This is a genomic window from Hyalangium ruber (genome assembly GCF_034259325.1).
Lineage (GTDB): Bacteria > Myxococcota > Myxococcia > Myxococcales > Myxococcaceae > Hyalangium_A > Hyalangium_A rubrum.
In genome coordinates this window covers 295,485-307,303 of sequence record NZ_JAXIVS010000002.1, presented here as the reverse complement: position 1 = coordinate 307,303, position 11,819 = coordinate 295,485, and the positions used below count along the sequence as shown (strand labels likewise).

The window sequence follows — 11,819 nt, the reverse complement described above, 5'->3', positions numbered from 1 at the left end:
CGCGGGTTGGACGCGCGGTCATCCATGCTCAAGCGATTCGTGGACGTGCGGGAGGAGGAGGTAGGGGCCGTCCTCTGGTCCTTCCTCTACTTCTTCACGCTGATGTGCGGCTACTTCATCCTCAAGCCGCTGCGTGACGCGATGGGCACGGCCGGCGGGGTGAAGGACCTCAAGGCGCTGTGGACCATCACCTTCGTGGTGATGCTGGTGGCGGTGCCGCTCTTCTCGGCCCTGGTGTCGCGCTGGCCACGCAAGCGCGTCATCCCCCTGGTCTACCGCTTCTTCCTGCTCAACCTGCTCGTCTTCTTCGTGCTGCTGAAGCTGGACGTGGCGCGAGAGACGGTGGCGCGCACCTTCTACGTCTGGCTCAGCGTCTACAACCTGTTCGTCGTCTCCATCTTCTGGAGCTTCATGGCGGACCTCTTCGCCAGCGAGCAGGGTAAGCGCCTGTTCGGCTTCATCGCCGGAGGCGGCACCACGGGCATCCTGATAGGGCTGCTGCTGGTGCGGCAGTTCGCCGTGCCGCTGGGGCCCATCAACCTCATCCTCGTCACGGTGGTGCTGCTGGAGCTCAGCGCCCAGTGCGTGCGCCGGCTCGGGCACTGGGCCCGCGAGGTGCAGTTCCCGCCCTCGACCGGAGAGCCCGTGGGCGGCGGGGTGCTCGCCGGCCTCAAGCTGCTGGTCTCCTCGCCCTTCCTGATGGGGCTGGGCCTGCAGACGGTCTTCTACACCGTCACCTCCTCCTTCCTGTACATCCTCCAGGTGAAGCTGGTGGACTCCGTGGCCAGCGGCGCCGCCGCGCGCACCACCGCCTTCGCCAACATCGAGCTGTGGGTGCAGGGGCTCACGTTGGTGCTGCAGGCCTTCGTCACCGGGCGCGTCATCTCCAAGCTGGGACTGGCGGTGGCCATGGCCGTGGCGCCGGTGCTCACCGGGCTGGGCTTCCTGGCCCTGGCCATCATGCCCGCCATCCTGCTGTTCATCGGCGTGCGCTCGCTGCGCGGCGCCTCGCACTACGCGCTGGAGCGGCCCTCGCGAGAAGTCCTCTTCACCACGGTGACCCGCGAGGAGAAGTACAAGGCCAAGAACTTCATCGACACGGTGGTGTACCGGGGCGGTGATGTGGTGGGGGGCTGGATGGAGGGCGGGCTCACCGCCCTCGGGTTGGGAGCGGGCGGGGTGCTGCTGACGGCCATGCCGGTGGCGGGGCTGTGGCTGGGCATCTCCCTGTACCTGGCCCGGCACCCCCGGGTCCGGCGCGGCACCGGGGTGGCCTCGCTGGCGCCGCTGACCGGCGATGCCCCGGCCCGCTAGGGGCGCGAACCTTTCCAGGAGGGGAACACGGCAATGACGTTGTCTCGCAGAGGTTTGATGAAGGGAGCGGCCGCGCTCGGCTCGCTCTGGGCGATGGGGTGTGCGTCCACCAAGGAGAGCGGCGGAGGAGGCGGCGGCTCGGCGCCCGCGGCGAAGAAGAAGATCCTCATCCTCGGCGGCACGGGCTTCCTCGGGCCGGCGCTGGTGGAGCTGGCCCAGCCTCGCGGCCACACCCTCACCCTCTTCAACCGCGGCAAGACGCAGCCCCACCTCTTCCCCGACGTGGAGAAGCTGCAGGGCGATCGGGACGGCAACCTCAAGGCCCTGGAGGGCCGCAAGTGGGACGCCGTCATCGACACCTCCGGCTACGTGCCGCGCGTGGTGCGGGCCAGCGCCGAGCTGCTCGCGCCCAACGTGGAGCAGTACATCTTCGTCTCCACCATCTCCGTCTATAAGGACATGGCGAACTACGGCGTGGACGAGGACTCGCCCGTGGCCACCGTGGAGGACGAGAAGACGGAGGACGTCTCCCAGCACTACGGCGCCCTCAAGGCCCTGAGCGAGAAGGCCGCCCAGGCCGCCATGCCCGGCCGCGCCGCCGTCGTGCGCCCCGGCCTCATCGTCGGGCCTGGAGATCCGACCGACCGCTTCAGCTACTGGCCGGTACGCGTGGCCCGTGGCGGCGAGGTGCTTGCCCCGGGGGATGGAGAGGATCCGGTGCAGTTCATCGACGTGAAGGACCTGGCCGCCTTCATCCTCCGCCTGGTGGAGACGAAGGACATGGGCGTCTACAACGCCACCGGTCCCGCCAGCGGCATGCCCATGCGGAAGCTGCTCGAGGCGTGCAAGACGGCCAATGGCGGAGACGCCTCGTTCACCTGGGCGGACGCCGCCTTCCTGGAGGAGCAGAAGGTGCGCCCCTGGTCGGACATGCCCGTGTGGATTCCCCGCTCCAGTGAGATGAAGGGCATGGGCCGGGTGAGCAACGCCCGGGCCGAGGCGCGCGGGCTGACGCTCCGCCCCGTGGAGGACACGGCGCGCGACACCCTGGCGTGGTTCAAGACGCAGCCGGCAGAGCGCCAGGCGAAGATGCGCTCGGGCCTCACGCCGGAGCGGGAGCGCGAGGTGCTCGCCGCGTGGCACCAGCGCCAGGGCTCCAAGGCCGCTGCCCCCTGAAAAGCGATGGGGGATGCCCCTTCCGAGGCATCCCCCGCGCCGACTCGTTGCGATGGGACGCTCTCCCCTCCCGGTGAGCGTTCCCGCCTCGAATCTCCCGACCCCGGTGCCCCTCCCGGCATGAGCGGCACCTTCCTCCATGCCTGGACCCCTGCTCGGCTCCTGGAGGAACGAGCCCGACCGCGACTCCCCCTGACATCCCCCTGCCCGCGCGTCGCGACGGCGTGCGAGCCTGCGTCGATGATGGCCATGCGCCTGCGAGCAGGTTTGCGGACGAGCGCCAACCGCTTGCGTGAAAACGCCACGCGCCCCGGGTATGAGCGCACCCGGTGGAGGGGCTCCGCGCGGTGGGGCGCCCCGGTGAAAGGTGGGAGGTAGGCTCCCTGGCGGTAGGGGAGGCAGCCTCGCCAGGTAGGGTGCGGCGGCGGGGTGCGATGTCGGCCGGGCACGATAAGGAAGAGAGTTGGCCACGGGAGCCTGGACGCAGTGGGTTGGCCAGGGCGGGGTGGGAGGGGAAGGTATGAGGTGGGAAGTGATGGGCGCAGGACGCGAAGGACAGAGGACTCGCTGGGAGGGCCGCGAGGCGGCTCACGGGAGCCGTGCGTCCGTGCTGGCGGTGGTGGCGGAGAAGCCGGCGGTGGCGCGAGACATCGCCCGGGCGCTGGGGGCCTCGCAGCAGGGCGAGGGGTGCTTCCGAGGTAACGGCTACGTGGTGACGTGGGCCATTGGCCACCTGGTGGGGCTGGCGCAGCCGCACGAGGTGCGGCCGGAGTGGAAGCGCTGGAGCCGGGAGCAGTTGCCCATGCTGCCCCAGCAGTGGCCGCTGGTGGTGTCGGAGCGCACGCGCTCGCAGTTCGCGGTGGTGCGCGAGGTGCTCAACGCGCCCGAGGTGAGCGGGGTGGTGTGCGCCACGGACGCGGGGCGAGAGGGCGAGCTCATCTTCCGCTACATCTACGAGGCGGCCGGGTGCCACAAGCCGGTGAAGCGGCTGTGGGTGTCGTCTCTGACGGAGAGCGCCATCCGCGAGGGCTTCCGCCAGCTCAAGGAGGGGCAGGCGTACGACGCGCTGGCCGACGCGGCCAAGGGGCGCAGCCGGGCCGACTGGCTGGTGGGGATGAACCTGTCGCGCCTGTACACGCTCTCGGCGGGCGGGGAGATGCTGTCGGTGGGGCGGGTGCAGACGCCCACGCTGGCGATGGTGGTGGAGCGGGAGCTGGTCATCCGCGACTTCGTGCCGGAGGACTACCTGGAGGTGGTGGCCACCTTCGAGCCCCAGGCGCCCGGCGTGGCGGCGGGCACGCGCTACCAGGGCACGTGGTTCCGGGAGCTGGACCCGAAGGTGCCGCGCACGGCGGAGGCGACGCGCGAGGCCCGGCGCCTTCCGGCCGATGGGGTGGAGGCCGGCGAGGTGATGGCGCGGGTGCGGACGGGGAAGGCGGCCATCGAGTCGCTCACCTCCGAGACGAAGCGGATGGCGCCTCCGCTTCTGTACGACTTGACGGAGCTGCAGCGGCACGCGAACCGGCTCTACGGCTACAGCGCGCAGCGGACGCTGGAGCTGGCGCAGGCGCTGTATGAGAAGCACAAGCTGCTGAGCTATCCGCGCACCTCCAGCCGGCACCTGTCGGCGTCGGTGGCGGAGACGCTGCCCGAGGTGGTTCGCGCGATTCGCAGGCCCTACGAGCCGCTGCTGGCGCCGGGCACGGGGGAGCGCCCGCTGGGCAAGCGCTTCGTGGATGACGCGAAGGTGACGGACCACCACGCCATCGTGCCCACGCCCACGTCTCCGGATGGGGTGCGGTTGTCGACGGACGAGCAGCGCATCTACGAGCTGGTGTGTCGGCGGCTCCTGGCGGCGTGGCACGAGGAGCACGTCTGGTCGGTGACGACGGTGATTACGGCGGTGAGCTCCCAGGTAGCGGGCAGGGCGACGAAGGTGGATCGCTTCCACAGCTCGGGCACGCAGGTGGTGCGCGCGGGGTGGAAGGTGCTGGACATCGGGGGCGCGAAGCCGCCGAAGGGGCGCGAGGGCAAGGGGAAGAAGGAAGAGGGCGAGGGGAAGGAGGAGGAGGACTCGCAGGAGCTGCCTCCGGGCCTGGAGCGCGGGCAGCCGCAGCGGGTGGAGGACGTGGAGGCGGTGAAGAAGCGCACGCGGCCGCCGCCGCGCTTCACGGACGCGTCGCTGCTGACGGCGATGGAGACGGCGGGGCGGACGCTGGACGAGAAGGAGCTGGCGGACGCGATGAAGGAGACGGGGCTGGGGACACCGGCCACGCGCGCCGCCATCATCGAGGTGCTGCTGGAGCGCGAGTACCTGGTGCGCCGGGGCAAGTCGCTGGAGGCGACGGAGAAGGGCATCCGGCTCATTCAGGTGGTGCATCCGGATGTGAAGACGCCGGCGATGACGGGGCAGTGGGAGGCGTGGCTGCAGCGCATCGAGCGCGGCCGGGGGGATTTGTCGGACTTCCTGAGGAGCATCGAGGCCTACGTCATTGAAGTGGTGGGCAAGGCGCCCATGAGCCCAGTGCCACCCCGGCCACCGCCCCCGCCTCGGAGCGCGCCGCCGGCACCCGTGCAGGAGCGGCAGGGCGAGGCTGCACCGGCTCGTCCCAAACCCGCGCCTGTGTCCGCTGCCGCTCCCACGGGCAAGAAGGTCGCGCGGATACCCCGGGCGCCCACTCCTCCCGGTGAGCTGCGCAAGCTCTTGAAGCAGGCCTTCGGCTTCGAGGACTTCCGGCCCTACCAGGAGGAGGTGTGCCGGGCCGCCACGGCGGGAGAGGACCTGCTGCTCGTCATGCCGACGGGCGCGGGCAAGTCGCTGTGCTACCAGCTCCCAGGGCTGGCGCGGGCAGGGACCACGCTGGTGGTGAGCCCGCTCATCGCGCTGATGGAGGACCAGGTGACGCGGCTCCAGTCCCTCGGCTTCGCGGCGGAGCGCATCCACTCGGGCCGGGACCGGGCTACCTCCCGACAGGTGTGCGCGGACTACCTGGAGGGGCAGCTGGACTTCCTCTTCATCGCGCCCGAACGGCTGGGAGTCCCCGGCTTCGTGGAGCTCTTGGCCCGGCGCACGCCCTCGCTCATCGCCATCGACGAGGCACACTGCATCTCCCAGTGGGGCCATGACTTCCGGCCGGACTACCGGCTCTTGGGCACTCGGCTGCCGATGCTGCGCCCCGCGCCAGTGGTGGCGCTCACCGCCACGGCGACGCCGGATGTGCAGCGCGACATCGTCCAGCAGCTCGGGCTGAAGGGCACCCGGAGCGGGGCGGCTCGCACCTTCATCCACGGCTTCCGGCGCACCAACATCGCCATCGAGGTGCGGGAGCTCAACCCGGGCCAGCGCGGCGAGGCCATCCGCGAGGTGCTGTCCGAGCCCGAGCACCGGCCGGCCATCATCTATGCCGCCACGCGCAAGCACACCGAGCAGTTCGCGGAGCTTTTGAACGGCGAGCTGTCCACCGCCATGTACCACGCGGGCATGAAGCCCGAGGAGCGCGACCGCGTGCAGGCCGCCTTCCTCTCGGGGCGGGTGGACGTCATCGTCGCCACCACGGCCTTCGGCATGGGCATCGACAAGGCGGACGTGCGCACCGTGGTTCACGCCGCGCTGCCCGCGAGCCTGGAGGGCTACTACCAGGAGCTGGGGCGCGCGGGCCGGGATGGCAAGCCCTCGCGCGCGGTGTTGTTCCACTCCTATGTGGACCGGCGCACCCACGAGTTCTTCCACCAGCGCGACTACCCGGAGCCGAGTGTGCTGGAGCAGCTCTATCGGGCCGCCCGCGTCGAGCTGGAGCCCAAGGAGGCGCTCCAGGCGCGCGTGCGCATGGACCCCGACGTCTTCGACAAGGCCCTGGAGCAGTTGTGGATCCACGGGGGCATGGAGGTGACGCCGGACGAGCAGGTGCGCCGCGGCGGGCCGGGCTGGGTGAAGCCGTACGCGGCGCAGCGCGAGCGCAAGCAGCACCACCTGGAGCAGATGGGGCGCTACGCGGAGGCCTCGGGGTGCCGGATGCGGCACCTGGTGGCGCACTTCGGCGATGTGCAGGACTCGGGCAAGGCGTGCGGCCTGTGTGACGTATGCGCCCCGGAGACGTGCGTCACCCTGCGCTTCGCCGAGCCGGGCGAGGGAGAGCTGCACGCGCTGGGGCGCATCCTGGACGCGCTGCACGAACGGGATGGGCAGGCCACCGGCCGCCTGCACCGAGAGCTCTTCGGAGAGTCGCTGCCGCGCCGCGAGTTCGAGCGGCTCGTGGGAGGGTTGGTGCGCGCGGGACTGGCGCGGCTGGGCGAGGACGCGTTCGAGAAGGACGGGCAGCGCATCACCTTCCAGCGCTTGACGCTCACGCCGGACGGCCAGCGCACGCGGGTCATCGAGCCCAACCTGGTGATGTTGCCCCTGGCGCTCGAGGCCAAGGCCGGGAAGAAGAAGGCCCGGGCCCGGCTGGCGAAGCCCACCCGGGGACGCACCGAGAAGCCGCGCCGCGCCAGCGCGTGGAAGGCCCCCCCGGAGCGAGCAGGACGCGACGGCGGGCTGACAGTGGTGCGCGACGGGGAGGAGGACGCGGAGACAGGAGGCTGGGACGAGGAGTCGGACGTCGGCGTGCGCCGGGGCCCGAGCCGTGGCGAGGCCCTGCCCAAGGCCTCGCCCGCCCTGGTAGAGGCGCTCAAGGCGTGGCGGCTGGCCGAGGCCCGCAAGCGGCGCGTGCCCGCCTTCCGCATCCTCACGGACCGCGTGTTGGGCGTCATCGCCGCCGTGCGGCCCGAGGACAACGAGGCCCTCATGTCCATCCAGGGCGTGGGGCCCAAGCTGGTCGAGCGCTACGGCGCGCAGTTGCTCGCCCTGGTCGGCCGGGGCAGGGGCTGAGGCCCAGGCTACAGGTAAGGTGACATCAGCCGCGCCAGCCCGTCGCGCAGGCGGATGGGCAGCGGCAGCCCGTCCAGCTCCTCGCGCGTGAGCAGCCGCGCTCGGCCCAAGCGCTCCTCCACCACCGCCTCCAGTTGCGAGGCCAGCGCCGCGTCGTAGCACTCCACGTCGAACTCGAAGTTGAGGCGCAGCGAGCGCGGGTCCCAGTTGGCCGAGCCGATGAGCGACCACATCCCGTCCACCACCATCAACTTGGCGTGGTCGAACGGCGGCGCGGTGAAGAAGATGCGGCAGCCAGGGCGCATCACCTGCCACAGCTGTGCCCGGCTCGCCCACTGCACCAGCGGCACGTTGCCGCGCGCGGGCAGCAGGATGTCCACCTGCACCCCGCGCATCGCCGCCACGTTGAGCGCGGTGACCAGCGCCGTGTCCGGCAGGAAGTACGGCGTAATGATGCGCACCCGCTCGCGCGCCGAGGCCAGCGCCCCCAGGAACACCATGCGGATGTTCTCGAAGTCCTCGTCCGGCCCGTCCGGAATGCCCCGGGCCACCACGGGCCCCGCAGGCTCCAGCGGAGGGAACCACGCCTCGCCCGAGAGCCGCTCCTTGGTGGTGAAGGCCCAGTCCTCCGCGAACGTCTCCTGGAGCTGACCCACCACCGGGCCCTCCAGCCGGAAGTGCAAGTCGCGCGCGGCGTCCTCGCCCGGTAGGAAGTGCGCGCGGATGTTCATGCCCCCGGTGAAGCCCACCTTGCCGTCCACCACCATCACCTTGCGGTGGTTGCGCAGGTTCATGAAGGGCAGCCGCTTGGGCATGAGCGTGGGCAGGAAGCGCGCGGCCCGCACCCCCGCCCGCCGCAAGCGCCCCGTAATCGGCGGCCACGTGTAGCGGCTGCCCAGCGCGTCCACCAGCACCCGCACCTCCACCCCGCGCCGCGCCGCCTCCGCCAGCGCCTCGACGAAGCGCCGGCCCGCCCGGTCATTGTCGAAGATGTAGCTGCACAGTGAGAGCGACACGCGCGCGCTGGCGATGGCCTCCAACATGGAGGGATAGGCGTCCGTGCGCGACTCGAGCACGGTGACACGGTTGCCCGGCAGCAGCGGCCGATGCACCACCGCCTCCACCACCCGCGCCAGCGAGGCGAGGTGCGCCCCGGTGGGCAGCGCCTGGCTCAGCGCCTCGGCCGGCAGCGGCGCCACGCTCGGGGTGGGCGGGAAGCGCCCATGCTCCTGCCGCAGCGTGAGCGAGCGCGCCCGGCGGCGGATGCGGTTGATGCCCAGCAGCAGGTACAGCACCGCCCCCACTACCGGCACCAGCCACACCAGCCCCACCCACGCCACCGCCGCGCGCACGTCCCGCTTGCGCAGCACCACGTGGGCCGAAGCCAGCACGCTCACGAGCACCGTGAGCACCGCCATGACGTGCGGGCCGACCTCCCTCAGAAGCTCCAGCAGCTCCATGGACCAATGCACTTCAGAAGTATGGTGACCCTGGACGTGCCGCGCCCAAACCCCATGTCCGATAACAGGACAGGACCGACCTTTTCTCAGTCAGTGTTGCAAACGTGAGAGTTTTTGAATGTTCCCAGGCACTTGGTGACGGAAACGTCACGTTCTTTTACACCCCAGGTCCGGATTGCTGGAGTCTGGACGCTCCGGGAATCACGGGGGGTGCTAGATAAACCCTGATTATTCGTTATCCCAACTTCTGGCCCGGGAGTTGCTCAAGCGAGCAGGCGCGCTGGACGCGGCTGATGGCGATCAGGCGGCTGGCGCACCAATCCCCCGAAGTGCTTTCCGAGGAAGACGAATGCTCAAGTTCCGTACTGTTGCGATGCTGGCGGGTGTGGCTCTCTTTGGTTCTGCGTGCGGCGGTTCCCAGGAGATGGCGCAGGAAGAGCAGCCGATGAGCTGGGAGGAGTTCAAGGCCTCCGCCATCAAGGGCGACGGTGACGTGTTCGTCGTCGACTTCGACATCGCGCTCGAGAACGAGCAGGCGCTGCGCGAGTACTACGAGCAGAACGTCGCCTCCGCGGGCCACGGCGCCAGCCAGGACGGCCTGGCGGTGTACTACATCGGTGGCGACATCAAGTGGAGCGCCACCCAGGCGCGCAACCTCACCTACTGCGTGAGCAGCAGCAGCTTCGGCAGCCGCTACAGCACCGTGGTGAGCGCGATGAACACCGCCACGGCGGCCTGGGAGGCCACGGCGAACGTCAACTTCGTCCACTCCAGCAGCTACGACAGCAACTGCACCGCCAGCCAGAGCGCGGTGCTCTTCGACGTGCGCCAGACCAGCGACCAGAGCTACCTGGCGCGCGCGTTCTTCCCCAACACCAGCCGCTCGGGCCGCAACGTGCTGATCAGCACCAGCGCCTTCACCCCCAGCCGCTACACGCTGGCGGGCATCCTGCGCCACGAGCTCGGCCACGCGCTGGGCTTCCGCCACGAGCACACCCGCACCAGCGCCAGCGGCTGCTACGAGGACGCCAACTGGCGTGCGCTGACCAGCTACGACAAGGCCTCGGTCATGCACTACCCCCAGTGCGCTGGCACCAACACCGGCGACCTGGTGCTCACCAGCCTCGACAAGACCGGCGCTCGCGCGCTGTACCCGTAATCCCTTTCACAGCCTGAGCCCCGCCGCGTGAACCGCGGTGGGGTGGCAGTGACACCGAGGGCGTTCTCCCACTTTGGCGGAGAGCGCCCTCGGTTTTTTTATTCTCAGCGGATAAGGCGAAATCAAAGCCAGACACAGAATCTAAGCAAAAACCACTGAACGAATTCTCAGGGGAAGCTTGTATTAAGCCGATTCTCAATTTATAAGGGTTGAAGGATTTCACCCTGGCTGCTCGGTGAAACCCGGTTAGTGCGCTTAACGCGATGTAGGAGACAATCCCCCATGAAGAAGTCGACGCTGTTTGGTGCCCTGGTGATGCTGTCCGCGTGTGCGTCGGAAGTCGGTTCGGAGGAGACGGAGGTACGCACGCAGGAGGCGGGCGTGGCCTCGGAGGCCAAGGAGCGCTACATCATCAGCTTCAAGCCCGGGTTCGACCGCTCCAAGGTCGTCTCGGCCGCCGGCGGGCGCGAGCTGATGTCCATCCACGGGATGAACGCGTCGGCGGTGGAGCTGCCCGCCAAGGCGGTCGAGGCGCTGAGCAAGCACGCCGGGGTCGAGTTCGTCGAGCTGGACGCGCCCCGCAAGCTGCTGGCGCAGACCACGCCGTACGGCATTCCGCTGACCCAGGCGGACCAGGTGTGGGCCTCGGCCACGGGCGCCAACCGGAAGATCTGCATCATCGACTCCGGCCTCTACGCCGCGCATGAGGACCACCAGAGCGGCAAGTCCATCACGGGCTACCCCACGGGCTGGAACACCGACAAGTGCCACCACGGCACGCACGTGGCGGGCACCATCGCCGCGGTCAACAACACCACCGGCGTGGTGGGCGTGCTGCCCAACGGCGTGAACCTGCACATCGTCAAGGTGTTCGGCGATGACTGCTCGTGGACCTACGCCTCCACCCTGGCGGACGCGGCCAACCGCTGCGTGAGCGCGGGCGCCAACGTCATCAGCATGAGCCTCGGCGGCCCGACCAAGAGCAAGACCGAGGAGAACGCCTTCAAGAACGCCTTCAGCGCGGGCGTGCTCTCCATCGCGGCGGCGGGCAATGACGGCAACAACCGCATGAGCTACCCGGCCTCCTACCCCATCGTCATGTCGGTGGGCGCGCTGGACGCGAACAAGACCATCGCCACCTTCTCGCAGTTCAACACCGAGGTGGACATCGCGGCCCCGGGCGTGGGTGTGCTCTCCACCGTCGGCGCGGTGGACACCAACAGCGTCGCCGTGGCCGGCGGCACCTTCAGCGGCGGCTACATCGACGGCGCGGCCCGGAGCGCGGGCGTGACGGGCGCGCTGGTGGACGGCGGCCTGTGCGACAGCGTGGGCGCCTGGGCGGGTAAGGTCGTCCTCTGCCAGCGTGGCACCATCGACTTCAACACCAAGGTGGTGAACGCGAAGGCCGGTGGCGGCGTGGCCGCGGTCATCTACAACAACGTGGCGGGCGGCTTCGCCGGCACGCTGGGCACGGGCGTCACCAGCACCATCCCGGCCATCTCCCTGAGCCTGGAGGACGGCACCGCCATCAAGGCGGCGGGCGGCCTGGGCCAGTCCTCCACGGTGTCCAGCCAGTTCGTCGAGCCGGCCAGCGGCTACGAGCCCTACGACGGCACCTCGATGGCGACCCCGCACGTGTCCGCCATCGCGGCCCTGGTGTGGAGCTACAACCCGGCGTGGACGGCCACCCGCGTGCGCAACGCCCTCGAGAAGACGGCCGAGGACCTGGGCACCGCCGGTCGTGACAACTACTACGGCAACGGCCTGATCCGCGCCAAGGCGGCGCTGGACTACGCCATCGCCAACCCGTAACGCACCTTCGCAGTCGTCTCACCGGGGCGGG

General features: G+C 69.9%; 6 protein-coding genes. 5 read left to right on the top strand and 1 reads right to left on the bottom strand.

Annotation, left to right across the window (positions count from 1 at the left end; genetic code table 11):
- The first annotated feature begins 24 nt into the window (after positions 1-24).
- The 3 genes from SYV04_RS06300 to SYV04_RS06290 all read left to right on the top strand — a co-directional run bounded on the left by SYV04_RS06300 (position 25) and on the right by SYV04_RS06290 (position 7,357).
- On the top strand, positions 25-1,314 hold the full coding sequence (locus SYV04_RS06300; protein ID WP_321544706.1) for an NTP/NDP exchange transporter: 1,290 nt from the start codon (positions 25-27) through the stop codon (positions 1,312-1,314).
- 33 nt (positions 1,315-1,347) lie between these two features.
- Positions 1,348-2,490, top strand: coding sequence for an SDR family oxidoreductase (locus SYV04_RS06295; protein ID WP_321544705.1), 1,143 nt, complete (start codon positions 1,348-1,350; stop codon positions 2,488-2,490).
- A gap of 520 nt (positions 2,491-3,010) precedes the next feature.
- Positions 3,011-7,357, top strand: coding sequence for a DNA topoisomerase 3 (locus SYV04_RS06290; protein WP_321544704.1), 4,347 nt, complete (start codon positions 3,011-3,013; stop codon positions 7,355-7,357).
- 8 nt (positions 7,358-7,365) lie between these two features.
- On the opposite strand, the gene cls is transcribed toward SYV04_RS06290, so the two are convergent.
- Complete coding sequence (gene cls, locus SYV04_RS06285; RefSeq protein ID WP_321544703.1) at positions 7,366-8,817, bottom strand: cardiolipin synthase; 1,452 nt, start codon at positions 8,815-8,817, stop codon at positions 7,366-7,368.
- A gap of 349 nt (positions 8,818-9,166) precedes the next feature.
- Between cls and SYV04_RS06280 the strand changes: the two genes are divergently transcribed.
- Both SYV04_RS06280 and SYV04_RS06275 read left to right on the top strand, forming a co-directional pair.
- A complete protein-coding gene (locus SYV04_RS06280) occupies positions 9,167-9,976 on the top strand; it encodes a M57 family metalloprotease (protein WP_321544702.1) in 810 nt (269 codons plus the stop codon).
- 282 nt (positions 9,977-10,258) lie between these two features.
- Complete coding sequence (locus SYV04_RS06275; protein WP_321544701.1) at positions 10,259-11,788, top strand: S8 family serine peptidase; 1,530 nt, start codon at positions 10,259-10,261, stop codon at positions 11,786-11,788.
- Positions 11,789-11,819: the final 31 nt, after the last annotated feature.

What these genes read in the sequence shown, in the direction of transcription:
- SYV04_RS06300 (WP_321544706.1), top strand. Translation starts at nt 25, where the DNA reads ATGCTCAAGCGATTCGTGGACGTGCGGGAGGAGGAGGTAGGGGCCGTC.
- SYV04_RS06295 (WP_321544705.1), top strand. Translation starts at nt 1,348, where the DNA reads ATGACGTTGTCTCGCAGAGGTTTGATGAAGGGAGCGGCCGCGCTCGGC.
- SYV04_RS06290 (WP_321544704.1), top strand. Translation starts at nt 3,011, where the DNA reads ATGAGGTGGGAAGTGATGGGCGCAGGACGCGAAGGACAGAGGACTCGC.
- cls (WP_321544703.1), bottom strand. Translation starts at nt 8,817, where the DNA reads ATGGAGCTGCTGGAGCTTCTGAGGGAGGTCGGCCCGCACGTCATGGCG.
- SYV04_RS06280 (WP_321544702.1), top strand. Translation starts at nt 9,167, where the DNA reads ATGCTCAAGTTCCGTACTGTTGCGATGCTGGCGGGTGTGGCTCTCTTT.
- SYV04_RS06275 (WP_321544701.1), top strand. Translation starts at nt 10,259, where the DNA reads ATGAAGAAGTCGACGCTGTTTGGTGCCCTGGTGATGCTGTCCGCGTGT.